Origin of the sequence: Nonomuraea sp. LP-02, assembly GCF_036289125.1 — a bacterium.
Lineage (GTDB): Bacteria > Actinomycetota > Actinomycetes > Streptosporangiales > Streptosporangiaceae > Nonomuraea > Nonomuraea bangladeshensis.
This window is the reverse complement of sequence record NZ_JAXCLK010000001.1, coordinates 7,632,026-7,657,951: the sequence shown is the minus strand read 5'-3', so window position 1 is coordinate 7,657,951 and position 25,926 is coordinate 7,632,026. Positions and strand designations below refer to the sequence as shown.

The following is a 25,926-nucleotide window of genomic DNA, read 5'->3' as shown; positions in this document are numbered from 1 at the left end:
TCTGTCGGTGGCAGCTGCCAGACTCCCGGTCATGACGGACGTACGGCTCAGAGAAGTGGTGGAGGACGACCTGGAGGTGTTCCTGGAGCAGGAGCACGATCCGGAGGCCGTCCGGCGCTCCCGGTTCCCCGCCCGGCCTCGGGAGCGCTTCCTCACCCACTGGCGCACCCGGGTCCTCGGCGACCCGGCCAACCGGGTGCGCGCGATCGAGGTGGACGGCCGGCTCGCCGGCAACCTGGTGGCCTGGTGGGAGGAGGACCGGCGCTTCATCGGCTACTGGATGGGGCGCGAGTTCTGGGGGCGCGGCATCGGCACCCGCGCGCTCGGCCTCTTCCTCGCCGAGGAGCCGGCCCGCCCGCTCTACGCCGACCCGCACGCGGGCAACACCGCCTCGGTGCGCCTGCTCGAACGGCACGGCTTCCAGCGGGAGGGCACGGTCCGGCACGACGACGACGAGCACGTCATGCTCGTGCTGCGCTCGGGGTGACCGCGGCGGGCTGCTCACCCGCCCACTCGGCGTCCGTCATCCGGATCAGCTGCACGCCGGCGTACCCGAAGGCCACCAGCAGGATGACCGGCCCGCCGAGGCCGAGCACCATGTTCCACTGGCTGGCGCCCACCAGCCAGATCACGAGGCCCGCGAGCACCGCGACGGGGAACCACCATCCGGCCCGCCCGCCCCAGGCGTAGGCGACCGCGACCAGCACCAGGCCGAGGAACGAGCCGATCATGCCGGGCAGCTGCCAGGCGAAGATCATCGCCGGCTGCGCGGCGTCCTGCATGAGCTTCTCGGCCTGCTCCACCGGCAGGGCCTGGAAGAGCACGATGTCGAAGAAGTCGGAGATCATCAGGGACGAGAAGTTGATCAGCCCGAGGACCGTCACCGCGCCCGCGAGGTTGGCCAGCACCACGCCCCTGCGCCGGACGAGGTGCACCAGCCCGATCACGCCCGGCACGAACAGCACCCAGCAGTAGTGCAGCAGGGTGGCGCTGACGCCGACGGCGGCGGGGTTGTCGGCGTAGACGAGGGGGTCCTCGACTCCAGGCTCGCTGGGGTCGGTGATCATGCCGAGGAGCAGGCAGAGGGGGGCGAGCAGGAGGCTCACCCCGGCCGCGGTGCGGCGGAAGGCGCTTGCGTTGGTAAGCATGGGGTGGACCGTACGAAGCGGTCGCCCGGCCCGTCGTCAAAGCAGCCTTTGACCGGGGGTCCCCCGCGCGACGGATTCTCGGCACCACCCATTCCCCGTGGCCGGAGGGCCTCCTGGAACGGTGCATCCGGTGCGGCGGTTACCCTCGCCTCATGCTCCGCCGGCTTTCCCGCCCACCTGCCGTCGCCACCGCCCCCGCCGCGCCCCCTGACACTCCCGCGGCCCTCGCGGCGGCCGGCGGAGGGCGGGTCCCGGCGTTCCTTCCCTCCTCGCCCGTCGACTGGCTCGTCGCCGTGGTGGTGGCGCTGTTCGCGGTCGCCGAGGAGCTGAGCGAGCGCGGCATGGCGCCCCAGCGCGAGCAGGCCGCCTGGTGGGCGGTGGCGGGGGTGGTGGCGGCGGCCGGGGTGCTGTTCCGGCGGCGGGCCCCGTTCGCCGTCCTGGCCGGCTACTCCGCCGCGAACGTCGCCCTGTTCACCCTCTCGGCCTCCCCCGCCGCGGCCTGGCAGTTCTACACACAGCTCGTGCTGCTGTTCACCCTCCTGTCGGAGGTGCCGCTCCGCAGCCCCAAGGTCGCCGTCGGCGCGGTCGCGACCGGCGCGTACGTCGTCGGCATGCTGATCCACAGCGTCACCCCGCCCGGCCCCGGCGACTTCGCCGTGGCGCTGGTGATGACCGCCATCGCGGCCGGCGCCGGCCTCGCCGTACGCCGCCACCGGGTGCTCGCCGTCCAGGCCGCCGAGCGCGGCGAGCTGCTGGCCCGCGAGGCCGTCGCCGAGGAACGCGCCCGCCTGGCCCGCGAGCTGCACGACATCGTCGCCCACAGCGTCAGCGTGATGACCATGCAGACCGGCGCGGTACGCCTGATGCTCGCCCCCGGCCAGGACCGCGAGCGCGAGACGCTGACCACGGTCGAGGAGACCGGCCGCGCCGCCCTCGACGAGCTGCGCCGCATGGTCGGCCTGCTCCGCACCGCCGACGACGACCGGCTGAGCCCGCGCGCCGGTCTCGGCCGCCTCGACGACCTCCTCGACCAGGTGCGCGCGGCGGGCCTCGACGTGACCCTGGAGGTACGCGGCGAGCCGGTGCCGCTGGCCGCGGGCCTCGATCTGTCCGCGTACCGCATCGTCCAGGAGGCCCTGACCAACGCGCTCAAGCACGCCGGCCCGACCAGGGCGGCGGTGACGATCGACTACCGTCCCGGCGAGCTGCGCCTGTCCGTCGCCAACGAGGCCCCGGCCCGCAGGCCGCCCAGCACGCCCGGCGGCGGCCACGGGCTGATCGGCATGCGTGAGCGGGCGGCCCTGTTCGACGGCACCCTCACCGCCGCCCCGCTGCCCTCGGGCGGCTTCGAGGTGCGGGCGGTGCTCCCCCTGTGAGTGAGCCGGCCGAGCCGCGGCCGATCGGCGTCCTGATCGCCGACGACCAGGCCATGATCCGCGCCGGGCTCCGGCTGATGCTGGAGACCCAGCCCGACCTCGCCGTCGTGGCCGAGGCCGCCGACGGCCGGCAGGCGGTGGAGCTGGCCCGCGCCCACCGCCCGGACGTCGCGCTCCTCGACATCGCCATGCCCCACGTGAACGGCCTGGAGGCCGCCCGCCGCATCCTGGCCGCGAACCCGGCGCCCCGCGTGATCATGCTCACCATGTACGACACGGACGACAACCTCGACCGTTCCCTCCACGCGGGCGTCAGCGGCTTCCTGCTGAAGGGCTCGCCGCCGGAGCACCTGTTCGCCGCCGTGCGGAGCGCCGCCAGGGGCGAGATCCTGCTCGATCCGGCGGTGACCGGCCGCGTCGTGGACGCCTACCGCCGTACGTCGCCGCCCCCACAGACCCTGCCCCCGCAGACCCCGCCCGGCTCGGCGCTGACCGCCCGCGAGCAGCAGGTGCTCCGGCTGATCGCGCAGGGCCTGTCCAACGCCGAGATCGCCGCCGCTCTCGCCATCGCCGAGGCCACGGTGAGCACCCATCTCAACCGGCTGCTGGCCAAGCTCGGCCTCCGCGACCGCGCCCAGGCGGTGCGCCACGCCTACGAGACGGGCCTTATCCGGCCCGGTGAGCCGCCGGCCTGACCCCCGGGTGCCGAACGAGGAAGCGTCTCGTCCGCGTTCGGGGTGAAGCTGGGAGGCATGAACGATGCGATTCACCCGTTCCGGGTCGACATTCCGCAGGCCGACCTCGACGAGCTCGCCGCCCGCCTGGCGAGCACCCGGTGGCCCGGCGAGCTGCCCGGCGTCGGCTGGTCGTACGGCGTGGCCCAGGGCCACCTCGAAGAGCTGGTGCGCTACTGGCGCACCGGGTACGACTGGCGCCGCCACGAGGCCCGGCTCAACTCCTTCCCCCAGTTCACCACGACGATCGACGGCCAGAACATCCACTTCCTGCACGTACGCTCCCCCGAGCCGGACGCGATCCCGCTGATCATCACGCACGGCTGGCCCAGCACCGTGTACGAGTTCCTCGACCTCATCGGCCCGCTGACCGACCCGCGCGGGCACGGCGCGGGTCGGTCAGCGGGCCAGGCTCCCGCCTTCCACGTCGTCATCCCGTCGGTGCCCGGGTTCGCGTTCTCCGGCCCGACCGGGGAGACCGGCTGGGGCGTGAACCGGGTCGCGCGAGCCTGGGCGGAGCTGATGCGCCGCCTCGGCTACGAGCGCTACGGCGCCCAGGGCGGCGACTTCGGCAGCATGGTCTCGCCCGAGCTCGGCCGCCACGCGCCGGACAAGGTCATCGGCGTGCACGTGAACGCGCTGGCCAACGCCTCGACGCCGACCGACCCCGACGACCTGGACCGGCTGTCGGAGGCCGAGCGGGAGGTCGCCCGCGAGCAGGAGGCGTGGTGGTACACGCACTCCGGCTACGCCACCCAGATGTCGACCCGGCCGCAGACGCTGGCGTACGCGCTCAACGACTCCCCCGCCGGGCAGCTCGCCTGGAACCTGGAGTGGTACGTGGACTGGGACCCGGCGAACAAGGTGCAGACCCCGGTGGACCGCGACGTCCTCCTCACCGACGTGACGATCTTCTGGCTGACCCGGACGACGGGCTCGGCGGCCCGGCTCTACTACGAGGGCGGCGACGAGGGGTGGGGCAAGCGCCCGGCCCCGTCAGGTGTGCCGACGGGAGTGGCCAACTTCCCCGGCGACAAGGCGCTGCGGGGGCTGGCCGAGCTGTCGCACTCGATCGTGCACTGGTCCACGCCGCCGCGCGGCGGCCACTTCGCCTCGGTGCAGGCCCCCGACCTGCTGGTCGAGGACATCCGTACGTTCTTCGCGACCGTGACGGACAGCCGGCGATAGGTCAGGCGTCCACGAGGCGCGTGTAGAAGGCCAGAGCGAGGTCGAAGCCGTCACGGCAGTTGCGGTGGGAGCGGTAGCAGGGGCGCCAGGCCGTGCTGGCGCCCACCCCGGCGCGCGCGTCGGCCAGCGCCCCGGGCACCCGCTCGGGACGCGGCAGCAGGCCGTTGCCGAGATAACGCACGCCCGCCAGCTCCGTGTGGGAGCCACGGCCGCCGGCCACGAAGGCGCCGAGGCGCCAGCCGCTCTCCTCGTCCCACACCAGCGCTTTGCCGTCGGCCAGCTTGAGCGTGGCGTCACGCGGATCGCAGGGGCCCTCCCACCAGTCCGCCACCTCGGCTCCGAGCTGATCGACGACCTGGCGCACGTAACTGACCGGCTGCTCCAGCCACTCGTCGCTGTACGGCTCGACATGCCTGATGGCCACGGACGGCACCCCCTTGTGCCCAAACGGTAAGGAAAAAGGAACGGTTCCCAACCCTACCCGCGCCCAACTTATTCCGTTGCACGGCCGTCTAGTCATTCCGGACGATATTTACGGCGTACACGGGGAAGGAGGCGAACCCATGATTGCCATGATTCTTCTCATCGTCATGATGGCCGTGACGGTAGCGGCCATGGAGCTCATCACGCGCTGTCCGGTCACCGGCAAAGAGAGTGTCGAGTCACCCGCCGAGATCGTCGGCGACTAGTCTCTCCGGCATGTCCACCCTGCTTCTCTGGCTCCACATCGGCTTCGCGATCTTCACCGTCGGCCCGGTGACCGCCGCGACCATGGCCGCGCCCCGCCTCATCCGCACCAAGAACGCACCCGCGCTGCAGAACATCCAGCGCCTGACGCGGGTCTACAGCATCGGCACGCTCGGCGTGTTCGTGTTCGGGCTGGTGCTCGGCATCGTGATGGGCGGAGGTGTGCTCGGCAAGTGGTACATGACGGCCTCGATGACGCTGTTCATCGTGGCGGCGGTGCTGCTGGTGCTGATCGACCGTGACCTCCGCGCCGCCGTACACGCTCTCACGAGCGAGGACCCCGCCGACGACGCGAAGGTGCAGAGCGGACGGATCGCCGCGATCAGCGGAGTGGTGTCCGTGATTTGGCTGGTGATCCTCTTCCTGATGATCGTCCCCACCTGACGGGACGCGCCGCTCAGCCGGCGAGCGCCTGCGAGAGGTCGGCGAGCAGGTCGTCGATCGTCTCGATGCCGACCGACAGCCGCACCAGGTCGGCGGGCACCTCCAGCGGCGAGCCGGCCGCCGACGCGTGCGTCATCCGCCCCGGGTGCTCGATCAGCGACTCGACGCCGCCGAGCGACTCCCCCAGCGTGAACAGCTTGGCCCGGTCGCACACCGCCACGGCCTCCGCCTCGCCCCCGGCCACGCGGAACGACACCATGCCGCCGAACCGCCGCATCTGCTTGGCCGCGATCTCGTGCCCCGGGTGCTCGGGCAGCCCCGGGTAGAGGACCTCGGTCACGCGCGGGTGCGCGAGCAGCAGGTCGACCACGCGCTCGGCGTTGTCGCAGTGGCGGTCCATGCGTACGCCGAGGGTCTTGAGCCCGCGCAACGTCAGCCAGGCGTCGAACGGCCCGGCCACCCCGCCCATGGCGTTCTGGTGGTAGGCGAGCTCCTCGCCGATCCCGGCGTTCGCGGCGACCAGCGCGCCGCCGACCACGTCGGAGTGGCCGCCGACGTACTTGGTGGTGGAGTGCACGACGACGTCGGCGCCGAGGGCGAGCGGCTGCTGCAGGTAAGGCGAGGCGAACGTGTTGTCCACCACCAGCAGCGCCCCGTTGTCGTGGGCGAGCCGCGCGAGCGCGGCGATGTCGGCGACGCCGAGCAGCGGGTTGGTCGGCGTCTCGACCCAGACGACCCGCGTCTTCTGCGTCATGGCGGCGGCCACCGCGTCGAGGTCGTGCAGCGGGACCGGGTCGTAGTGGAGGTCCCAGCGCTCGTGAACCTTCGCGAAGAGCCGGTAGGTGCCGCCGTAGGCGTCGTTGGGAATGATCACGTGGTCCTGCGGCTTGCAGACCGTACGCAGGAGGGTGTCCTCCGCGGCCAGCCCCGACGCGAACGCCAGCCCGCGCGCGCCGCCCTCCACGGCCGCCAGCGCCTCCTCCAGCGCCGTGCGGGTGGGGTTGGCCGAGCGGCTGTACTCGTATCCGGAACGCAGGCCGCCCACGCCGTCCTGCTTGTAGGTGGACGTGGCATATATGGGCGGCACGACCGCGCCGGTCAGCGGGTCGGGCTCCTGACCTGCGTGGATGGCCAGCGTCTCAAAACCGTTGCTCATACGCCAACGGTAACGGACGTTCGGACAGCTCCAGGATGGGCGGCGGGCCAGGGGCCCTGGAGGTCAGGCGGCGTCGTCCGGCTCGCCCTCAAGTCGGGAGATCAGCAAAGGATCGGCCAGCGCGAGCAGCAGCGCGACGACCAGCCCGACCCCCAGCAACGCGAACCCGATGGCAATCATGTCCGTCCCCTTTCGACCTCTCCAGCATCGGCTCCGGCCCCGCCCCGCCGCCTCCGCTGAAGGGCCGGTCCGTGACCCCCGCGCTCGGCCGAACGGTTGATACGGGAGGTCCGACCTGAGACCTAGGCTCGAAGCGTGGGTGAGACGAAACGCCTCCTGTACTGGGTGCGGCGGCTGAGCGAGTTCGCGATGCTCGGCTGGCTCGGCCTGATGCTCCTGCTCGACCTCGCGATCGCCGCCTCCACCGGGGGGCTGCAGTGGCTGGTGCCGGCGTGCGGCGTGGCGGGCATCGTGGCCGTGGCGCTGCGGCGGCGGCACCGCGCCGACGGCTTCGCCGTCGTGCTGGCCCTGTCCTTCGGCGCGTCCATGGCCATCGGGACCACGGACCTCGCCGGCGTGCCCGGCATGGCGGAGACCGGGTCGCTGCTCATCCTCGTCGTCGGCGTACTGCGGCACGTCGAGCCGGTACGCCTGGCGGCCGCCCTCGCCTGCGCCGGGCTGATCGTGCTCATGGCGGAGGCCGTGGGCCGCGACTACCACGGGGCGGGGCTCGCGTTCTCGTTCCTGCTGTTCGCCAGTTGGTCGATGGCCGCCGGAGCGGGCGGTTACCTGCGTTTCCAGCGGGAACGGCGGGCGGAGGCCGTCCACTCGGTACGCCGGGCCGAGCGCCTGGAGCTGGCCAGGGAGCTGCACGACCTGGTCGCCCACCACATCACCGGGATCGTGGTCCAGGCCCAGGCCGCCCGTACGGTCGCCGAGGCCAGCCCGCAGGCGGTGCTGCCCGCCCTGGACGCGATCGCCACGGCCGGGTCGGACGCGCTGACCTCGATGCGGCGCATGGTGACGGTGCTGCGCGCCGAGGAGGAGGCGGGCCGCAGGCCCGGCACGACCCTGGCCGACCTGCGGATGCTGACCGACCGGTTCTCGGCGGACGGTCCGAAGGTGGCCTTCGAGATCGGCCCCGGCCTGGACGACCGGACGCTGCAGCCCGAGGTCATGACGACCCTGCACCGGGTGCTCCAGGAATCGCTGACCAACGTGCGCAAGCACGCCGCGCGGGCCGCCTGGGTGGAGGCGGACCTGCGCCGCCACGAGCGGTCCGTGGTGCTGCGGGTGCGCAACTTCGGCTCGGCGTCGGACCCGCGCGTGTCCCGCTTGGGCGGCGGCTTCGGCCTGGTCGGCATGGCCGAACGGGTGGAGGCCCTGGGCGGCCGGCTCTACGCGGGCCCGTCGAAGGAGGGCGCCTGGGAGGTCGTCGCCGAGTTCCCCCTGACCTGACCAGTGCCCTCAGAGCCACCCTGGGCCGCCCGGTGGCGGGCCCAGGGCGGCAGGGACGGGCTCAGTGGTTGGCGAGGAAGGCGAGCAGGTCCTGGCGGGTGATCAGCCCGGACGGCTTGCCGTCCTCGAGCACGACCGCCGCATCCGCCTTCTCCAGCGCTTCCACCGCACGCGCCACAGGTTCACCACTGCCGATCGTGGGTAGCGGCGCGGACATATGATCGGCGATCGGGTCTTCGGAGGAGAGCCTGCCGTGGTAGAGGGCTTCGAGGAGGTCGCGCTCGACGATGGAGCCGACGACCTCGGCCGCCATGACCGGCGGTTCCTCCTTCATGACCGGGAGCTGCGACACGCTGTACTCGCGCATGATCGAGATGGCCGTGCCGACCGTCTCGTGCGGGTGGGCGTGCACGAACTCCGGCAGGCCCGGCCCCTTGCGCGCCAGCACGTCGGCGACGAGGCCCTCGTCGGAGCTGGTCGTGAGGAAGCCGTAGTCGGCCATCCAGTCGTCGTTGAAGATCTTCGACAGGTAGCCGCGGCCACCGTCGGGCAGCAGCACGACGACGGTGTCGCCCTCCTTGGCCCGCGCCGCCACCTGGAGCGCCGCGACGACGGCCATGCCGCACGAGCCACCGACCAGCAGCCCCTCCTCGCGGGCGAGGCGGCGGGTCATGGTGAAGGAGTCCTTGTCGGAGACCGCGATGATCTCGTCGCAGATCGTGGTGTCGTACGTGGCCGGCCAGATGTCCTCGCCGACGCCTTCCACCAGGTAGGGCCGCCCGCTGCCGCCGGAGTAGACCGAGCCCTCGGGGTCGGCCCCGACGACGCGCACCCGGCCGCCGGAGACCTCCTTGAGGTAGCGGCCGGTGCCGCTGATCGTGCCGCCGGTGCCGATGCCGGCGACGAAGTGGGTGATGCCGCCCTCGGTGTCGGCCCAGATCTCGGGTCCCGTGGAGTGGAAGTGGGACTCGGGGTTGTCGGGGTTGGAGTACTGGTCGGGCTTCCAGGCGTTGGGCACCTCGCGGGCCAGCCGGTCGGAGACCGAGTAGTAGGAGTCGGGGTGGTCGGGCGAGACGGCGGTCGGGCAGACCACGACCTCGGCGCCGTAGGCCCGCAGCACCGCGATCTTGTCCTGGGCGACCTTGTCCGGCACCACGAACAGGCACCGGTAGCCCTTCTGCTGGGCCACGATGGCGAGCCCCACCCCGGTGTTGCCGGAGGTCGGCTCGACGATGACGCCGCCGGGCCGCAGCGCGCCCGACTTCTCCGCGGCCTCGATCATGCGGACCGCGATGCGGTCCTTCACGGATCCGCCCGGGTTGAAGTATTCGACCTTGGCGAGCACCTGGGCCGGCAGGCCCGCGCTCACTTTGTGCAGCCGGACGAGCGGGGTGTTCCCCATGAGGTCGACCAGGGAATCGTAAACGCGCACCGAGGTGTTCACCTTCTTTGCCGAAGCTTGATCAGCTATCCGAAGGCTCAGACCCGGTCGGGGTGGCAGGCCCTCGGTTAGTTTCCTAGCAAACGCTACCGCCGAGTTCGACCAGGGAGGGACGTACGTGGTCTGGGCAGCTGGCATGGCGCGCGCCGCACGCAGGATCGCCACCGCGGCGGCGCTCGGAGGAGGCGGGCTGACGGCACTGGGAGCGACCGCGTACGGGCTGCTGGTCGCCGAGGGACTGCTGGCGCGCAAGGCCATCGGCCGGCCGCACGGCATGGACGGACCCCCTTCCGACGGCACGTACGGCATGTTCCCCGGCAGGGCGATCAAGCTGGCGATGCTGGGTGACTCCACGTCGGTGGGTCTCGGCATGACCGACCCGGCGCAGACGCCCGGCGTGCTGCTCGCCAACGGCCTGGCCGCGGTGTCCGAGCGCCCGGTGCGGCTGCTCGTGGCCGGCCGGTCGGGCGCGTCGTCGGCGGAGCTGGGCGAGCAGGTGGACCGGGCGCTGGCCATGGAGCCGGACGTGGCGGTGATCTTCGTGGGGGCCAACGACATCATCACCCAGACGCCGCCCGCGATCGCCGTGCGTCATCTGACCAAGTCGGTGCGCAGGCTGCGGGAGGCGGGCGTCGAGGTGATCGTGGGCACCTGTCCCGACCTCGGCACAGTGCGTCCCATCGCGCAGCCGCTGCGGTGGGTGACCCGGCGGTGGAGCCGGCAGCTCGCGGCGGCCCAGACGGTGGCGGTGGTGGACGCGGGCGGCCGTACGGTGGCCTTCGCCGACACGCTCGGCCCGGAGTTCGCGACAAATCCGACAGAAATGTTCGGACCCGATCGTTTCCATCCATCTGCCCGAGGTTACGCGCAGGCCGCTTACGCGGTGCTACCGTCAGTGTGCGCTGCGTTGGGGTTGTGGCCTGAGCCGCGCCCCGCACGCGGCGAAGAACTGCAACCGATCTACCTCGCGGCGGCCACGGCCGCGGAGGAGCCCGGCACCGAGGTCACCGCGACCCGGGTCGACGGGCGGGCGACGGGGCTGCACGGCAAGTGGGCCGCGTTGTTCCGCCGGAGGCTCGGCGAGCAGCTCAACGACGCCTGACACTCCCGGTTCAGGCCCGGCGAGCGGCTCGGCGCGCGGCCGGGGCCCGCCCCCGTTCCGGCGTGGCGTGCCCTCGACCGCGCCCCGCGCCGGTCACCTTCCGCGCCCGAGCCGTCACTCGTCGTCCCTTTGGAAGGTATCGCCCGTGCTCCGGCCCCTCTGGAAGCCGTCCGTCGCCCTAGCCGCAACCCTCGCCGTCGCCGGGTGCGCCGGCAGCGACGCGGCCACCACCCCCGCCTTCCCCACCTGGCACAACGCGCAGGTCCACGTCGTCAGCCGGCTGGCCGAGGCGGCCGGGGTGGTGACCACGACCTCGATGAAGCCCGACGGCTCGCTGGAGACGGTGGCCGTCCGGCTGAGCGACGGCCGGCGGCTGTGGGCCTATCCGGCCACGATGGCCGGCCGGCTGCCCGGCATGGGCGTCTCCGCCCCCGCGATCGTCGAGACCGGCGGCGGCGAGGGTGTGGTCGTGGCGCTCGACCCGGCGCGCAAGGGCCGGTGGAAGGCCACGCTGGTGGCCCGCGACGCGCACTCCGGCGTGCAGAAGTGGACCCGGCCGGTCCACTCCACGTTCGGGCCGCAGCGCTGCGGGCCCTACGTCTGCCTGTCGGAGCACACGGCGCTGGCCAAGGCCCGCACGGTGGTGCTCGACCCGGCCAGCGGCAAGCCGGTGTGGAAGCTGCCGGGCATCTCCGAGGTCGAGTGGTCCGACCAGGCGCGGGTGCTGCTGCTGCGGCTGTCGGACGATCCGATGGTGGAGTCGTACGAGCTCAAGACCGGCAAGCTGCAGTGGCAGCAGCCGATCGAGCAGGCGCTCGGGCCGGGCGTCGACCTGTCGGGCGGCTGGGCGTTCGGCGCGGCGGGCGACGACCTGGTCGGCTACGTCGCCCCCTACACCGACCCGAGCACCAGGCGGCTGTCCACGTTCGGGCTGTTCTCGCTGCGCAGGGCCGACGGCACGATCAACTGGATCCGCCCGTCGGTCGTCCGCGTCTACCCCAGCGGCAACCCCGGCTACGCGCCCGTGGTGCGGCCGGTGGACCGCCAGGGCGCCTACGGCGGCTTCGCCCGGCTCGACTCGATGTCGGGGCGGGTGATGGGGCAGGTCGGCGCGGCCGACGTGCCAGGCTCCGGCTGGTGGCTGGCCTTTCCCGAGCGCATGGACAAACTGGGCTTCCTCACCCACGGCGCCAAGGGCTCGGTCTACGACCTGACCTCCGGCAGGCCGGCTCCGGTGGAGGAGGAGCGGAGCTGGTCCTTCTGCGTCACCGATCCCAAGCCGCTGCCGCTGAAGGGCCAGCCGCCGGGCTTCTACTCGACGGCGGCCCTCTGCGAGTACGACCTCGCCACCGGCGAGCGGGTCACCACGGCGGGCCCGCCCCCGGCGTGGTTCACCGGCAGCATGGCGGGCTGGCGGCTGTGGCGCGACGAGAAGGGGGCCCTGCACGCGATCAACGACCACACCGAGAGCGCGCCGGGCATGTACGGGTAATTCCTTCCGGGGGGCGGCGGGGCTTGCGCGAAGAACTGGAATATAGTTCTACTATTAGCCGCCGACAAAGGAGGGGCCATGCCCGAGGCAGTCATCGTCGCAACCGCGCGTTCGCCCATCGGACGAGCCTTCAAGGGGTCGCTCAAGGACATCAGGCCCGACGACCTGACCGTGCAGATGATCCAGGCGGCCCTGGCCAAGGTGCCCCAGCTCGATCCGCACACGATCGACGACATCATGCTGGGGTGCGGCCTGCCCGGCGGCGAGCAGGGCTTCAACATGGCCCGGGTGGTGGCGGTGCTGCTCGGGCTCGACGACGTGCCCGGCACCACCGTGACCCGCTACTGCTCCTCCTCGCTCCAGACCACCCGCATGGCCTTCCACGCCATCAAGGCGGGCGAGGGCGACGTGTTCGTCTCCGCGGGCGTGGAGACCGTCTCGCGCTTCGTCAAGGGCAACTCCGACTCGCTGCCCGACACGCACAACCCGCTCTTCCTGGACGCCCTCGCCCGCACCAAGTCGTTCACGCAGGGCGGCAAGACCTGGCACGACCCGCGCGAGGACGGCGACATCCCCGACGTCTACGTCGCGATGGGCCAGACCGCCGAGAACGTCGCCCAGCTGCGCGGCGTCAGCCGCCAGGAGCAGGACGAGTTCGGCGTGCGCTCCCAGAACCTCGCCGAGAAGGCGCTGGCCGACGGCTTCTGGGCCAAGGACATCACGCCCGTCACGCTGCCCGACGGCACCGTGGTGAGCGGGGACGACGGGCCGCGGCCCGGCACCACGTACGAGAAGGTCGCCGGTCTCCCGCCGGTCTTCCGCCCGGACGGCACGGTCACGGCCGGCAACTGCTGCCCGCTCAACGACGGCGCCGCCGCCGTGGTGATCATGAGCGACGTCAAGGCGGCCGAGCTGGGCATCACGCCGCTGGCCCGGATCATCTCCACCGGCGTCTCCGGCCTGTCGCCGGAGATCATGGGCCTCGGCCCGGTGGACGCCACCCGCCAGGCGCTGGCGCGGGCCGGGATGGCCATCGAGGACGTCGACCTGGTCGAGATCAACGAGGCGTTCGCGGCCCAGGTCATCCCGTCCTACCAGGAGCTGGGCATCGAACTCGACCGGCTCAACGTCAACGGCGGGGCCATCGCGGTCGGCCACCCGTTCGGCATGACCGGCGCCCGGATCACCTCCACGCTCATCAACGGCCTCCAGCACCACGACAAGACCATCGGCCTGGAGACGATGTGCGTGGGCGGCGGCCAGGGCATGGCCATGCTCCTGGAGCGCCTGAGCTGACGTAAGAGCTCCGGCGCCCGGCCGCGGGCCGGGCGCCGGACCGCTCAACCGCTCCGGTCGGGGCCGGCGGAGACCGGCGTGATGCGCAGCAGGACGCGCCGATCGCGGACCATCGCGGCGCGGTAGTCCTCCCAGTCGGGATGCTCGCCCGAGATGTCGCGGTAGTACGTGATCAGCGGCTCCATGGCCTCGGGCAGCGAGAGGACCTCGGCGGTGCCGTCGACCTGGATCCAGTCGCCGTAGAAGGCGCTCGTGAAGGCGCACAGCGACACGTGGGGGTCGTGCCGCACGTTGCGGGTCTTGAACGCCGTCTCGCGCGTGCTGACGACGATGTGCGGCCCCTGCACGCCGACCGTCACCGGCGACATCTGCGGGCGCCCATCGCGATGTCGGGTGAGCAGGACGGCGTTGTGGTTGTCGCGGAGGAAGGCCACTGCCTTGTCGAGGTCCATGACCTCATGGTGACGCATGACGACGCGCCCGCGCTTACGGCACGGGCGCGGGTCGGTGACGGGCTTAGATGAAGCCCATCCGGTTACGGCGGTGCCGCTCGTGCTCGTGAACGATGGCGGCGGCGTAGCCGTGGGTCAGCCCGTGCTCGTCGGCGAGCCAGTTGGCCCGCTCGTCGCACCTCAGGAATGACGGGCCGTTGTCGATGGCTTGGAACCACTCGGGGAGTTCGCGTCCCGTTATCGTGGGGACCCTTGCGATCAGCTTCGTCTGCGTCTCCGGTGAGTGGTTCAAGGACATGGGCACCTCCGCGGATTAAGGTCCTTTGCTTGACACTGCAACACCATCCACCGAAAGGCAAGCCCCTGGCTGCCTGGAATCCGTGACGGCACGTAGATTTTCGGTCGCACAAAGAGAGGGCCCCGCGTGAACGCGGAGCCCTCGGAGGTGACGACGATGCCTACGCTCAGTCACCGTCACTGAAATAGCTGACGAAGCGCAGAACCTCCAGGTAGATCCAGACGAGGCTCAGCGTCAGGCCGAACGCGCACTGCCAGGCGAACTTCTCCGGCGCGCCCTGGCGGACGCCCTGCTCGACCGAGTCGAAGTCGAGCAGCAGGAAGAAGCAGCCGATCAGGATCATGACGATGCTGAACACCCAGCCGATGGGGCTGTCGGTGCGCAGCCCGAGGCCGACGCCGTCGTTGAAGAGGCTGACCAGCAGGTTGACCAGCACGAGGCCCAGGGCCGCCATGGCCGCCGCGATCGTGAACTTCACCAGCTTGGGCGTCACCCGCACGATCCGCAGCGCGTAGACGGCCAGCACGGCGCCGAAGGCGAAGGCCGTGCCGAGCACCGCCTGCAGCACGATGCCGCTGATGGCGCCCTCGAAGAGCTGGCTGATCTTGCCCAGGAAGATGCCCTCGAAGAAGGCGTAGCCCAGGATCAGCGCCGGGTTGGTGCTCTGCGTGAACGAGGCGATCAGGCCCAGGACCAGCGCCACGACCGCGCCGACGATCGCGAACATGGGCGGCACGTTGAGTATCCAGGCCGCCGCGGCGGCGAGGACCAGCGTGCCGAGGGTCAGGAACCCGCGCACCACCACGTCGTCGAGGGTCATGGTGCGGAACGCGGGCCGGCTCGGGGGTGCGTACGACGGGGAGTCGTACATGTTCTGCAGCATGTCAGGAGACGGGGCCGGCCCTGACCATGCTCCCGCCTGTCGGCGGGTCTTGCTGAAAACGGGGTTCTTGCTCTCCATCGCTGCCTCCTGTGTCGCCGAGCCTACGGGGCCTGGCGGCACCTTGGTCAACTCGCGCTCAGATCGGGTTCGTGGGGGACTTCGGCAGCGATGACAACGAACGTGGCCGTCGCGGAGTTCCCAAGGTCATCCACCGTGTCGAAAAACGTATTTCCAATGGTAGAAGCAGGTGCCCCCGGCGGGATTCGAACCCGCACGTCAACCCTTTTAAGGGGTTTGCCTCTGCCATTGGGCTACGGGGGCGCCGCAATCATACGAAACGGACCATGCTTCCGAGGAGCACAACTTCGCATCAAGAGTCACAACTGTGAAGTTCGATGTGAAGTGATAGGGCTCCTGGCACTCTGTCCAAGAAGAGTAGACCGTCCAGATGATCCAGTTGGTGCTGAATGCAGCGGGCTTCGAAGGCATCGGCTTCGATGGTGACGGCCTCCCCCGTGCCTGGCAAATGCGCATGTACGGTGATTCGGGTGGCGCGCAGCACGTCCGCCGTGAGTCCGGCGATCGACGCGCACCCCTCACGCCCATGATCCCAATGAGAGGCCCCGACGAGGCGCGGATTGGCCAGAACGCACTCTCCGGCGTACGAACGGCTCCGGGGGTGCCGTCCGGTGTCGAAGGCGATCAGACGGCGGCTGAGGCCGATCTGAGGGGCCGCGAGCCCCGTCGTGGCCGGCAGGCCGCGCAGGGTGGCGAGGAGATCGGCGGCGGCGGCCACGACGCCGGGGTCGGTCGGGTCCACCGGCGCGGCCACGGCGGACAGGGCGGGGTGAGGCGCCCACAGGAGGTCTTTGGCCGTTCCCCGGGAGCCGAGGTCCGGGGCCGGGCCCGTCACAGCAGGTCCGGTTCTACGGGGCGGAAGGTTATCTCGGCGTCGAGGCCGGCCCCGACGGCCGCGAGCCTGCGCATGAGGGCCGCCACGTCCACCTCCTTCGGCAGCTCGACGTCGGCGATGAGCACATAGAGCCGCCCGGTGAGCCGCGTGCTCATGCCGGTGATGTTGCCGCCGTCGGCGGCGAGCACGGCGCTGACGGCCGAGACGATCCCGGTCCGGTCCGGGCCGTGGACGGTGAGGACGTAACCGAGGCCGTCCCCTTCCTCGCAGAAGTGCCGGCGGGCTTCGATGGCGGAGGCGGTCACCACGAGGTCGGAGGTCCGCAGCCGCTTGAGCACCTCGTCGCAGTCGAGGGCGCCGGAGACCAGGAGCATCATGGCCACATGCCCGCCGAGCAGCGTCATGGTCGAGTCCTGGATGTTCGCCCCGCAGTCGGCGAGCGAACCGGTGACGGCGGCGATCACGCCGGGCCTGTCCACGCCGAGCACGGTCACCGCTGAAAGCCCCACCGGTGCTACCCCTTTCCGCTTGCGCCAGGGGTGCCGGAACGCCCCGGCCGTCGCGGCCGGGGCGCTTGCCGTACCCGGGCTAGCGGCGCATCGTCGCGACGGCGGCCCTGAAGCCCTCGCGCGGGTGCTCCATCTCACCGAGGGAGATCGTCTCGCGCTTGAAGAACAGGGCCAGGGTCCAGTCGACGACGACGCGGACCTTGCGGTTCAGCGTAGGCACCCGCGACAGATGGTAGGTGCGGTGCATGAACCATGCAGGGAATCCGCGAAGCTTGACGCCATAGACATTGGCGACACCCTGATGCAGGCCGAGGCCGGCGACCGATCCGACATACTTGTGGCGGTATTCCGCCAATTCCTGGCCGCGCAGGTGGCGGACGATGTTGTCGGCCAGCACCTTGGCCTGGCGCACCGCGTGCTGGGCGTTGGGCGCGCAGTACTGCCCGGGGTTGGTGACGTCGGGCACGCCCGCCGCGTCGCCTGCCGCGAAGGCGCCCGGGCTGGCGTGCACGGTCAGCAGCGCGGTGGTCTTGATCCGGCCGCGCTCGTCGAGCGGCAGGTCGCTGTCGTTGACGACCGGGCTGGGCTTGACGCCCGCCGTCCACACCAGGGTCTCGGCGTCGAACTCGGCGCCGTCGGAGAGCACCACGTGCCCGCCCTCGCAGGACTCCAGCCGGGTCTCCAGCCTCACGTCGATGCCGCGTTCGCGGAGCTGTTCCAGCGTCCACTTGCCCATCTCGGGGCCCACCTCGGGCAGCACCCTGTTGGTCGCCTCGACGAGCACCCAGCGGATGTCGGAGGGCTTGATGTTGCGGTAGTAGCGCACGGAGTCCTTGGCCATGTCCTCCAGCTCGGCCAGCGCCTCCACGCCCGCGAAGCCCGCGCCGACCACCACGAACGTCAGCGCCCTGCGCCGCACCTCGGGGTCCTCGGTCGACTCGGCCACGTCCAGCAGGTGCAGCACGCGGTTGCGCAGCGCGATGGCCTCGCCGACGGTCTTGAAGCCGATGCCGATGTCGGTCAGGCCGGGGATGGGCAGCGTGCGGGAGATGGACCCGGCCGCCATGACGAGCACGTCGTAGGCGATCTGGCGCGGCTCGCCCTCGGCCGGCTGGAAGGTCACCACGCGGTCGCCGTGCTTGACGGTGGTGACGGTGCCGTTCAGGATGCGTACCTTCGGCAGGACCCGCCGCAGCGGCGCCACCAGGTGCCGGGGCGAGAGGTTGCCGGCCGCCGCCTCCGGGAGGAACGGCTGGTACGTCATGTAGGACTGGGGATCGATGATCGTGATGTGCACCTCGCCGCCGCGCAGCTCGCGAGAGAGCTTGCGCTGCAGCCGGAGCGCCGTGTAGAGGCCGACGTATCCACCGCCGACGATGAGAATGTGCTTGTTCATCTTGAGGCCCCATCCCTCGTCTGCTTGTGAAAGCATTCACAAGGTTATGTCAGGGGGAGATGAAGAAGCCACCCCGGGCATGGTGGGACGCGTCACAGTGCCATTGACCTGGCCTTCTCGAAGATCGAGTCCAGCATCTGGGCGGTGACCCGGCCGGTGAAGGTGTTCTGCTGGCTCGGGTGGTAGCAGCCGAGCAGGGTGACCGGCGCGTCGCCGTACCGGACCTCCACCTCGGCGCCGTGCCCGAACGGCGGGCGGCCGCGCGGCAGCTCGTAGCCCGCCTCCCTGAGCGCCGGCCACATGGCCTGCCAGGCGTAGCCGCCGAGCGCCACCACTACCCGCACGTACGGCGCGACCAGCGCCAGCTCCCGCGCCATCCACGGGAAGCAGGCGGCCTTCTCCTCGGGCGTGGGCTTGTTCGCGGGAGGCGCGCAGCGCACCGAGGCCACCACCCGCGTGCCGATGAGCCGCTGGCCGTCGCCCGCGTACGTGCTGGTCTCCCGCTCCGCCAGCCCGGCGCGGTACAGCGAGGCGAACAGCCAGTCGCCGCTGCGGTCGCCGGTGAAGATCCGGCCGGTGCGGTTGCCGCCGTGCGCGGCCGGGGCCAGCCCGACCAGCAGGACGCGCGGCCGCTCGGCGCCCCAGCCGGGAACGGGACGGCCCCAGTACGTCTCGTCCGCGAACGCGCGCCGCTTCACCGTGGCCACCTCCTCCCGCCACTCCACGAGGCGGGGACAGGCCCGGCAGACCGACTGCCTGGCGGTGAGCTCCGCGAGGTCGTCGCTGCCGGCGGCGAGGCGGCGCACGCCGTCGGGGTCGTGCGCGACGGGGGTGTCAGCGGTGGCGGGATCGCCCGGCCAGCCGGTGCCCGGTGGTACGAAGCTCATGACATCGATGGTGCCTGATCATTTCGTACGCTCCGGACTCGGCGTGGGGCAGGCGGTCGGCGTGGGCGAGGGCTCCGGTTCGAAGCTCTCCTTCTTGAGCGGCAGCGGGTAGCGATTGAGCACCGGCTCCCCGCACGAGCGGTCGACGGTGTAACCCTGACTCTCCGGGTCGGTGATGACGGGGTTGCCGTCCTGGTCGTAGAGGTAGACGTCGGTGAGCGGGGTGCCGTCCTTGGCGTACGGCCGGATGTTCGCCACGCCGTCGGAGCTCGACGAGTTCATCAGGAGCACCCTCGAGACGGGCTGGGCGGCGTAGGCGACGGGCGCGGGATCGGCGCCGAGCGGCTTGACCGCGGTCAGGCCGGCGATCAGGGCGATCGCGGCGAGCGCGTTGAGCCCGCCGGCGAGCAGGGCGGCCGGGCGGCCACCGCGCCGCCGGCCGAACCACACCGACGCCCACACCAGAACCGCCACCACGGCCCAGTCGGCCGGGTTCTCGGGGACGGCGCGGCCGTAGCCGTAGAGCGAGACCAGCAGCATGGCCAGCAGGTAGCCGCGCAGCACCCACCAGCCGGGCCGCAGCTCGGGCAGGAAGGCCGTGAGGCTCCGGTAGGGCCCGTGGCGCAGCAGGGCCGTGTGCGCCCGGCTCGCCCACGCGCGCGGGCGGAACCGGCGGGCGCGGCGGCTCTGCGCGCGGCCCCCGTAGGCGGCCATGAGCTCCTCGGCGTAGACGGCCGGCGGGCCCAGCCGGTCCTCCAGCGGCAGGCCCGGCGACTCGGCCGCGATCTCGGCCAGATGGTCGTCCAGGTCCTCCAGCAGTTCCTCGCGGTCGGGGTGGTCGCCCACGGCCTCGCGTACGGCCCGGGCGTACTGGGCGGGGGTCATCCTCGTCCCTCCTTCAGCAGGGATGCCATGGTGGCCACGAACGAGTTCCAGGTATTGGCCTGGGCGGCGTACATGCTTCTGCCGGTCTCGTTGAGCCCGTAGTACTTGCGGTGCGGCCCCTCGTCGGAGGCCATCACGTAGGAGGTCAGGGCGCCCGCCTTGAAGAGGCGGCGCAGGGTGCCGTAAACGGAGGCGTCGCCGACCTCCACGAGGCCCGCCTCCCTGAGCCTGCGCACGACGTCGTAGCCGTAGCCGTCGCGCTCGTCGAGCACCGCCAGGACGGCCAGGTCGAGCACGCCCTTGAGGAGCTGGCTGCTGTCCACGCCATGCACACTACTGTGCAATGCGCGGTAGTGGCAAACGAGAAACCGGGTGGCGCACAAGGCGGCCACCCGGTTCTTCGAACTAGGTCGAACCCGTCGCTCAGGCGGCGGAGGACGGAGCCGGAGCGTCCGTCGCGGGCGCCTGCGTGGCGGGCGCCTGCGTCGTCACGACCTTGCAGGCCGCGTACGACTGGAAGATCGACTCGGTGTTGTTCGGGCCGCTCACCGTCAGGCTGACCCTGCCGCCCTTGGTGGCCTCACCGACCAGCGCGCTCTCGGGCAGCGTCACGGTCTTCGAGTCGGAGCCGCGGAAGAACGACTCGCCCGAGGACACGGAGACACCGTTCACCCGCCAGGTCCAGGAGACCTTGGCCGAGCCGGTGGTGCTCACGGTGGCGTGCGCGCCCAGCTTGCACCCGTCGTGGTTGGTGGCGGTCACCAGACCGGACACCGCGACCTTGCTCACGGGAGCGGGAGCCGGGTCCTTGCACCAGACCGAGTACGAGGCCCGGTTGGAGTAGGCACGGTCGGGACCGAGGATCTGCAGCTGAGCCCAGCCACGGTGGCTCTCGCGCGGCGAGAAGCCGAAGCCGACCTTGGTGGCGTGGCGGACCTTCACCTTGCCGTAGTCGACGGCGTCACCGTTGAGCACCCAGCGGTACTTGACCCAGGTCGGCCGGTCGGCCTTGATCAGGCCGGTGAAGCCGATCTTGTTGCCGGGGCTGCAGACGCCGACGTAGGAGTCGGGGTTCGCCCAGGCGCTCGCCGACACCGAAGCGTGGCCGGGGAGGTGGATGTCGACCTTCGGCTCCCTCTCCTGCTCCGCCTCGGCGCAGGATACGGAGAAGTAGCCCTTCTTGGTGACGAACTTCTTCGGGGAGAGGACCTGGACGGCCTCCCAGCCCTTCACGTCCTCCTTGAAGGTGATCGACTGCCGGACGGTCACCGACTTGGTGCCCTTGCCCTTGAGCTTGATCACGCTGACCTTGCTCTTGGACCCGTCACCGTGCAGCCAGCGGTAGGCCAGATCGGTCTTGCCCTTGAGGGACACCTTGATCTTCGCCGAGAAGCTGACCTTGACGGGACAGTCGCCCTCGAACTTGCCCGGCTTGGCCTTGGGCGCGGTCGCCGAGACCTTGACACCGGTCTTGCCGGCCGTGGCCGCCTGCGCGGGACCGGCGACGAGCCCGGCGGTCAGGGTGGCGAGCACCGCGGCCGACGCGCCGAACGCCGCCGCCCTGCGAGCGGTTAACCCAGAGAACTTCATGGTGAGAGTGCTCCATTCCGTGTGAGGGAAAAGGACGCGCTCGGGAACGGTCGCCACGCCGACACTTTCCGTGCACGGCAATATGGCAAAGCCCCCGTAATGCTCCTTCACCTAAGCACAAATATGATTGCACACTCAACACGGACGAAGATCCGTAATGTCCGTATTTCGCGACACCTAACGGGCAAGCGACCAGGCAATACCATCCAAGATGTCGTGTTCACTGACAATGACCTGCGAAAACGCAAAACGGCGGACGATCCGGTCCAGAATGAGCGCGCCCGCCCCGATGACGTCGACCCGGCCCGGATGCATCACCGGCAGCGCGGCCCGCTCACCATGCGTCATCTCAAGCAGCCGCCGCGTCACCTCGTGCACCTGCCCGGCCGACAGGCGCGCGTGGTGAATGCGCTCCGGCTCGTACGCGGGCAGGGCGAGCGCGATGCCCGCGACCGTCGTCACGGAGCCGGCCAGACCCACGAGCGTGTGGGCACGGCGGACCGGCACCTCCGCCTCCACCCGGTCCAGCGCCGCCTCGATGTCGGCCACCACGGCCTCCAGCGCCCGCGCGGGCGGCGGGTCGCCGGCGTCCTTGAGGTGCCGCTCGGTCAGCCGCACGCAGCCGATGTCCACCGACAGCGCCGCCTCGGCGTGCCGCTCGCCCACCACGAACTCGGTGGACCCGCCGCCGATGTCCACCACCAGGTAGGGGGGCAGCGGGCCCTCGGGCACCTCGGTCTCCGGCGACAGCCGCACCAGGCCCCTCGTCGCCCCGGTGAACGACAGCTCGGCCTCCTCGGCCCCGGTCACGACCTCGGGCTCGACGCCGAAGATCTCGCGCACCCCGGCCACGAAGTCCTCGCGGTTGGCGGCGTCCCTGGTCGCGCTCGTCGCCACGACGCGGGTCGCGCTCGCGTCGTGCCGCTCGATCAGCTCCTGGTAGCCGCGCATGGCCTTGAACGTGCGCTCCAGGGCGTCGGGCGCCAGCCGGCCGGTCCGGTCGACGCCCTGCCCGAGGCGGACGATCTCCATCCGCCGCTCGACGTCGTCGATCTGGTCGTCGCCGACGTCCGCGATGAGCAGGCGTACGGAGTTGGTGCCGCAGTCGACGGCGGCTACACGCATGGTCCGTCACTCCACCACTCGGGGAGGGCGTCCAGCGCCTCCCTGCCGATCGGGTTGACACCGGGCGCCGCCAGCTCGTGCGCGACGAGCGCGTGCAGGCACTTGACCCGCTTCGGCATGCCTCCGGTGCTCTGCATGTCGCGCGGGAGCGGGTCCAGGCCCTCCTCCTCGGCCGCCGCGTCCCGCCTGGCCACGTAGTCGTCGTGCGCGGCCTGGTAGGCGGCGGCCAGCTCCGGGTCCGTGGCGAGCCGCGCCTGCATCTCGCGCATCAGGCCGGAGCCCTCCAGCGTGCCGATGGCCGAGGCCGCCTTCGGGCAGGTCAGGTAGTAGAGGGTCGGGAACGGCGAGCCGTCGGGCAGCCGCGGCGCGGTCTCCACCACGTCGGGATTGCCGCACGGGCAGCGGTGCGCCACCCCGCGCAGCCCTCGGGGCGGCCGGCCGAGCTGCTGCCGGACGACCTCGACGTCTTTACTGTCCAACGCTTTCCTTCTTCGTCGGCCCAGGAGTGGACCCAGTAGTGGGCCCGGTGGTGGGCTCGGTGGTGGGCTTCGTGCTCGGGGTCGTACTCGGCTGGGCGGTGGGGGCCGTGACGGCCCGGCGGCCGGTGCCCGCGTCGGCGGCCTCCACGGACTCCCACAACGTCTGGTACCACGGCGGCGCCGTCGCCGGCTGCTTGACCGTCGTCCGCCGCTCGTCCTCGCCGGGCTCCATCACGACGAAGCACTTCTCGCCGGGCCCGCAGTAGTGCAGCCGTTCCTTGGCCGTCTTCTTGATCCAGTTGGGGTCGTTGGCCTGCTGGTCCCTGGCCAGCAGCGCCTGCTTCTCCGCCTCGACCCTGGCCTTCTCCGCGCGCAGCTCGGAGATGCTGCGGCGCAGGCTGATGTACTCGCGCACAGGGTAGGCGAGGCTCATCGCGATCGCGCACACCACGACGGCCAGGATGGCGGCCCGCCCGGTGAGCTGCGGCCTCTTCGCCACTGCTGCCACACCCCCCTTTCGGAACGACTCGCGGGAGTACCCGCGAGTCGTCACTCGAAACTAGCGCCGGAAACGCGGGAACGCCGAACGACCCGCGTAGCGGGCGGCGTCGTCGAGGAGCTCCTCGATGCGCAGCAGCTGGTTGTACTTGGCGACCCGGTCGGAACGGGCGGGCGCGCCGGTCTTGATCTGCCCGCAGTTGACCGCCACCGCGAGGTCGGCGATCGTCGTGTCCTCGGTCTCGCCGGAGCGGTGGCTCATCATGCACCGGTAGCCGCTGCGGTGGGCGAGGTCGACGGCGTCGAGCGTCTCCGACAGCGTGCCGATCTGGTTGACCTTGACCAGCAGGGCGTTGGCCGCGCCCGCCTCGATGCCGCGCTCCAGCCGCTCGGGGTTGGTGACGAACAGGTCGTCGCCGACGAGCTGCACCTTGTCGCCGAGCGAGGCGGTGATGGCCTTCCAGCCCTCCCAGTCCTCCTCGTCGAGCGGGTCCTCGATGGACACCAGCGGGTAGTTGGCGACCAGGTCCTCGTAGAAGGCGATGAGCTCCTGCGCCGACAGGCCCTTGCCGTCGATCGTGTAGACGCCGTCCTTGTGGAACTCGGTGGCGGCCACGTCGAGGGCGAGCGCGACGTCCTCGCCCGGCGTGTAGCCGGCCCGCTCGATGGCGACGAGGATCAGGTCGAGCGCGTCGCGGTTGGAGGGCAGGTTGGGGGCGAAGCCGCCCTCGTCGCCCAGGCCGGTGGCGTAGCCCTTCTCCTTGAGCACGCTCTTCAGCGCCTGGTAGACCTCGGTGCCCATCCGCACGGCCTCGCGGAAGGTCTCCGCGCCGATCGGCGCGATCATGAACTCCTGGATGTCCACGTTGGTGTCGGCGTGCGCGCCGCCGTTGAGGATGTTCATCATCGGCACCGGCAGCACGTGCGCGTTGGGGCCGCCCAGGTAGCGGAACAACGGCAGCTCGGCGCTGTCGGCGGCGGCCTTGGCCACGGCCAGCGACACGCCGAGGATGGCGTTGGCACCGAGCTTGGACTTGTTGGGCGTGCCGTCCAGATCGATCATGATCTGGTCGATGATGCGCTGGTCCTCGGCCTCAATGCCGCCGATCTCCTCGAAGATCTCGTCGGTGACGGCGAGAACGGCCTTCTCCACGCCCTTGCCGCCGTAACGCTTGCCGCCGTCACGCAGCTCGACCGCCTCGAACTGGCCGGTGGACGCCCCGCTCGGCACGGCCGCGCGGCCGGTGCTGCCGTCGTCGAGCACCACCTCGACCTCGACCGTGGGGTTGCCCCGGGAGTCGAGGATCTCGCGAGCGTATACGACCTCGATGGTAGCCACGGGATGCGCTCCTAAATCGGAAGACGATATGCCTTCAGAGCCTATCGGTCCGGCCCGCCGAGGCAGGTCGCCGGTCAGGCGCGTGGCGATTCAGTCGGTCAGGCGCGTGGCGATTCAGTCGGTCAGCGCGTGGCGATTCAGTCGGTCAGCGCGTGGCGATTCAGTCGGTCAGGCGCGCGGCGGGTCAGTCGGTCAGGCGCGCGGCGGGTCAGCGGCGCTCCCACGCGTGGACGCGGTCGCGGTAGGCGCGGGCCGCGGCGCGCAGCTCCGCCTCGGCGTCGAGCCCGGCCTCCCCGGCCCGGCGGACCAGGTCGAACAGCTCGCGGGCCACGCCCTGGCCGACCCCGGCCGCCAGCGACTCGGGCGCGCCGGCCCGCTCGGCCCTGCGGATGAGCTGGGCGGCGAGCGACAGCGCCGGCTGGCCCATCGGTACGCCGTCGAGCGCCGACTCGCGTCCCTTCGCCGCCCGCTCGGCCGCCTTGATGGCCTCCCAGTTGTCGTTGACCTGGTCGGCGCTCTCGGCCCGTACCGAGCCGAAGACGTGCGGGTGGCGGCGTACGAGCTTGTCGACGATGCCGGCCGCCACGTCGTCGACGTCGAAGTCCTCGGCCACCCTGGCGTGGAAGACGACCTGCAGCAGCAGGTCGCCCAGCTCCTCGCGGAGCGCCCGGTGGTCGCCCTGCTCGATGGTCTCCAAGACCTCGTACGCCTCTTCGAGCAGGTAGGGCACCAGCGACTCGTGCGTCTGCCCGCGATCCCACGGGCACTCGGTGCGCAGCCGGTCCATCACCGCGACGAGGTCGAGCACCCGCGCGCCCGGCAGGTCGTACGAGCCGGGCACGACCTCGATCAGCGGCGGGTCGGCCATCGCCACGGCGGCGTGCCCGACCGCCCGCATGAACTCCTCGTCGCCGGTCTCCGAGCCCGACCCGGCCAGCCACACCACGGTCTCGCCGGCCGCCCGCGCGGCCAGCGCCCGCGGGTCGGGCTCGACCACCTCGACCTCGACGCCGGCCTCGGCGAGGTAGGGGAGCTGCGGGTGCGCCGCGTTCCCTGTCAGCACGGGACCGGAGCGCAGCGCCTCCCACGCCTGATGGCTCAGCAGCCCGGGGGCGACCCTGGGCGAGGTGGTGACGACGACGAGCGGCAC

The 25,926-nt window shown here is 71.3% G+C and carries 29 protein-coding genes and 1 tRNA gene; 10 read left to right on the top strand and 20 right to left on the bottom strand.

Going from position 1 to position 25,926, the window contains the following annotated elements; genetic code table 11:
- The first annotated feature begins 31 nt into the window (after positions 1 to 31).
- Positions 32 to 487 carry a GNAT family N-acetyltransferase gene (locus tag SMD20_RS35960; RefSeq protein ID WP_329589839.1) on the top strand — a complete coding sequence of 152 codons (456 nt, stop codon included), beginning with the start codon at positions 32 to 34 and terminating at the stop codon, positions 485 to 487.
- Here SMD20_RS35960 and SMD20_RS35955 read toward each other — a convergent pair.
- Complete coding sequence (locus tag SMD20_RS35955; RefSeq protein WP_329589838.1) at positions 462 to 1,148, bottom strand: hypothetical protein; 687 nt, start codon at positions 1,146 to 1,148, stop codon at positions 462 to 464. The two genes, SMD20_RS35960 and SMD20_RS35955, sit on opposite strands and share 26 nt — an antisense overlap.
- Before the next feature lie 152 nt (positions 1,149 to 1,300).
- On the opposite strand from SMD20_RS35955, the gene SMD20_RS35950 reads away from it, so the two are divergent.
- From SMD20_RS35950 to SMD20_RS35940, 3 genes are read left to right on the top strand one after another with little or no spacing between them, the layout of a single operon-like run.
- Positions 1,301 to 2,524: a sensor histidine kinase gene (locus SMD20_RS35950; RefSeq protein ID WP_329589836.1), complete on the top strand. Its 1,224-nt coding sequence runs from the start codon at positions 1,301 to 1,303 to the stop codon at positions 2,522 to 2,524.
- Positions 2,521 to 3,219: a response regulator transcription factor gene (locus SMD20_RS35945; protein ID WP_329589834.1), complete on the top strand. Its 699-nt coding sequence runs from the start codon at positions 2,521 to 2,523 to the stop codon at positions 3,217 to 3,219. Before SMD20_RS35950 ends, SMD20_RS35945 begins: the two co-directional genes overlap by 4 nt.
- Before the next feature lie 57 nt (positions 3,220 to 3,276).
- Positions 3,277 to 4,446 carry an epoxide hydrolase family protein gene (locus SMD20_RS35940; protein ID WP_329589832.1) on the top strand — a complete coding sequence of 390 codons (1,170 nt, stop codon included), beginning with the start codon at positions 3,277 to 3,279 and terminating at the stop codon, positions 4,444 to 4,446.
- A 1-nt stretch (position 4,447) separates the two neighbouring features.
- Here the strand turns inward: SMD20_RS35940 and SMD20_RS35935 are convergent, their stop codons facing one another.
- On the bottom strand, positions 4,448 to 4,870 hold the full coding sequence (locus tag SMD20_RS35935) for a DUF6292 family protein (protein WP_329589831.1): 423 nt from the start codon (positions 4,868 to 4,870) through the stop codon (positions 4,448 to 4,450).
- 139 nt (positions 4,871 to 5,009) lie between these two features.
- Here SMD20_RS35935 and SMD20_RS35930 point away from each other — a divergent pair, with 139 nt between their 5' ends.
- The gene (locus tag SMD20_RS35930; protein WP_329589830.1) at positions 5,010 to 5,135 is read left to right on the top strand and encodes a hypothetical protein; all 126 of its coding nucleotides are present in this window, start codon (positions 5,010 to 5,012) and stop codon (positions 5,133 to 5,135) included.
- Between the two features lie 10 nt (positions 5,136 to 5,145).
- Positions 5,146 to 5,577 carry a hypothetical protein gene (locus SMD20_RS35925; protein WP_329589829.1) on the top strand — a complete coding sequence of 144 codons (432 nt, stop codon included), beginning with the start codon at positions 5,146 to 5,148 and terminating at the stop codon, positions 5,575 to 5,577.
- 13 nt (positions 5,578 to 5,590) lie between these two features.
- Here SMD20_RS35925 and SMD20_RS35920 read toward each other — a convergent pair whose 3' ends face one another.
- The gene (locus SMD20_RS35920; protein ID WP_329589828.1) at positions 5,591 to 6,733 is read right to left on the bottom strand and encodes a cystathionine gamma-synthase; all 1,143 of its coding nucleotides are present in this window, start codon (positions 6,731 to 6,733) and stop codon (positions 5,591 to 5,593) included.
- A gap of 315 nt (positions 6,734 to 7,048) precedes the next feature.
- Between SMD20_RS35920 and SMD20_RS35915 the strand changes: the two genes are divergently transcribed.
- Positions 7,049 to 8,191, top strand: coding sequence for a sensor histidine kinase (locus SMD20_RS35915; protein WP_329589827.1), 1,143 nt, complete (start codon positions 7,049 to 7,051; stop codon positions 8,189 to 8,191).
- A 61-nt stretch (positions 8,192 to 8,252) separates the two neighbouring features.
- On the opposite strand, the gene SMD20_RS35910 is transcribed toward SMD20_RS35915, so the two are convergent.
- Positions 8,253 to 9,623, bottom strand: a complete 1,371-nt coding sequence (locus SMD20_RS35910; RefSeq protein ID WP_329589826.1) for a cystathionine beta-synthase — start codon at positions 9,621 to 9,623, stop codon at positions 8,253 to 8,255.
- 127 nt (positions 9,624 to 9,750) lie between these two features.
- On the opposite strand from SMD20_RS35910, the gene SMD20_RS35905 reads away from it, so the two are divergent.
- From SMD20_RS35905 to SMD20_RS35895, 3 genes are all read left to right on the top strand, one after another.
- Complete coding sequence (locus SMD20_RS35905) at positions 9,751 to 10,734, top strand: SGNH/GDSL hydrolase family protein (protein WP_329589824.1); 984 nt, start codon at positions 9,751 to 9,753, stop codon at positions 10,732 to 10,734.
- A gap of 145 nt (positions 10,735 to 10,879) precedes the next feature.
- Positions 10,880 to 12,226, top strand: coding sequence for an outer membrane protein assembly factor BamB family protein (locus tag SMD20_RS35900; protein WP_329589822.1), 1,347 nt, complete (start codon positions 10,880 to 10,882; stop codon positions 12,224 to 12,226).
- Between the two features lie 78 nt (positions 12,227 to 12,304).
- Entirely contained in the window at positions 12,305 to 13,522 is a 1,218-nt protein-coding gene (locus SMD20_RS35895; protein WP_329589820.1) for an acetyl-CoA C-acetyltransferase, read from the top strand.
- A 44-nt stretch (positions 13,523 to 13,566) separates the two neighbouring features.
- Here the strand turns inward: SMD20_RS35895 and SMD20_RS35890 are convergent, their stop codons facing one another.
- The 16 genes from SMD20_RS35890 to SMD20_RS35815 form a co-directional block, all read right to left on the bottom strand.
- Positions 13,567 to 13,974, bottom strand: coding sequence for a PPOX class F420-dependent oxidoreductase (locus tag SMD20_RS35890; RefSeq protein ID WP_329589818.1), 408 nt, complete (start codon positions 13,972 to 13,974; stop codon positions 13,567 to 13,569).
- Between the two features lie 64 nt (positions 13,975 to 14,038).
- Entirely contained in the window at positions 14,039 to 14,272 is a 234-nt protein-coding gene (locus SMD20_RS35885; protein ID WP_080045101.1) for a DUF4287 domain-containing protein, read from the bottom strand.
- Between the two features lie 166 nt (positions 14,273 to 14,438).
- Positions 14,439 to 15,233, bottom strand: coding sequence for a Bax inhibitor-1/YccA family protein (locus tag SMD20_RS35880; RefSeq protein WP_329589814.1), 795 nt, complete (start codon positions 15,231 to 15,233; stop codon positions 14,439 to 14,441).
- Between the two features lie 170 nt (positions 15,234 to 15,403).
- Positions 15,404 to 15,476, bottom strand: a tRNA-Leu gene (locus SMD20_RS35875).
- A gap of 49 nt (positions 15,477 to 15,525) precedes the next feature.
- Positions 15,526 to 16,068 carry a peptide deformylase gene (locus SMD20_RS35870; protein WP_329589812.1) on the bottom strand — a complete coding sequence of 181 codons (543 nt, stop codon included), beginning with the start codon at positions 16,066 to 16,068 and terminating at the stop codon, positions 15,526 to 15,528.
- The gene (locus SMD20_RS35865; protein WP_329589811.1) at positions 16,065 to 16,577 is read right to left on the bottom strand and encodes a glycine cleavage system protein R; all 513 of its coding nucleotides are present in this window, start codon (positions 16,575 to 16,577) and stop codon (positions 16,065 to 16,067) included. Before SMD20_RS35865 ends, SMD20_RS35870 begins: the two co-directional genes overlap by 4 nt.
- A 79-nt stretch (positions 16,578 to 16,656) precedes the next feature.
- Entirely contained in the window at positions 16,657 to 17,973 is a 1,317-nt protein-coding gene (locus SMD20_RS35860) for an NAD(P)/FAD-dependent oxidoreductase (RefSeq protein ID WP_329589809.1), read from the bottom strand.
- Between the two features lie 92 nt (positions 17,974 to 18,065).
- Positions 18,066 to 18,860, bottom strand: coding sequence for a uracil-DNA glycosylase (locus tag SMD20_RS35855; RefSeq protein ID WP_329589808.1), 795 nt, complete (start codon positions 18,858 to 18,860; stop codon positions 18,066 to 18,068).
- Between the two features lie 18 nt (positions 18,861 to 18,878).
- Entirely contained in the window at positions 18,879 to 19,745 is an 867-nt protein-coding gene (locus SMD20_RS35850; RefSeq protein WP_329589806.1) for a hypothetical protein, read from the bottom strand.
- Positions 19,742 to 20,068, bottom strand: coding sequence for a PadR family transcriptional regulator (locus tag SMD20_RS35845; RefSeq protein ID WP_329589802.1), 327 nt, complete (start codon positions 20,066 to 20,068; stop codon positions 19,742 to 19,744). Before SMD20_RS35845 ends, SMD20_RS35850 begins: the two co-directional genes overlap by 4 nt.
- 100 nt (positions 20,069 to 20,168) lie before the next feature.
- A complete protein-coding gene (locus SMD20_RS35840) occupies positions 20,169 to 21,335 on the bottom strand; it encodes a hypothetical protein (RefSeq protein ID WP_329589800.1) in 1,167 nt (388 codons plus the stop codon).
- A gap of 177 nt (positions 21,336 to 21,512) precedes the next feature.
- Complete coding sequence (locus SMD20_RS35835; protein ID WP_329589798.1) at positions 21,513 to 22,460, bottom strand: Ppx/GppA phosphatase family protein; 948 nt, start codon at positions 22,458 to 22,460, stop codon at positions 21,513 to 21,515.
- Positions 22,451 to 22,939: a DUF501 domain-containing protein gene (locus tag SMD20_RS35830; RefSeq protein ID WP_329589796.1), complete on the bottom strand. Its 489-nt coding sequence runs from the start codon at positions 22,937 to 22,939 to the stop codon at positions 22,451 to 22,453. The genes SMD20_RS35835 and SMD20_RS35830 overlap by 10 nt, the downstream gene beginning before the upstream one ends.
- Positions 22,929 to 23,438, bottom strand: coding sequence for an FtsB family cell division protein (locus SMD20_RS35825; RefSeq protein WP_329589794.1), 510 nt, complete (start codon positions 23,436 to 23,438; stop codon positions 22,929 to 22,931). The genes SMD20_RS35830 and SMD20_RS35825 overlap by 11 nt, the downstream gene beginning before the upstream one ends.
- A gap of 60 nt (positions 23,439 to 23,498) precedes the next feature.
- Positions 23,499 to 24,776 (bottom strand): phosphopyruvate hydratase, encoded by a 1,278-nt coding sequence (eno, locus tag SMD20_RS35820; protein WP_329589792.1) that lies wholly within the window; start codon positions 24,774 to 24,776, stop codon positions 23,499 to 23,501.
- A gap of 208 nt (positions 24,777 to 24,984) precedes the next feature.
- Positions 24,985 to 25,926 carry a MazG family protein gene (locus tag SMD20_RS35815; protein ID WP_329589790.1) on the bottom strand — a complete coding sequence of 314 codons (942 nt, stop codon included), beginning with the start codon at positions 25,924 to 25,926 and terminating at the stop codon, positions 24,985 to 24,987.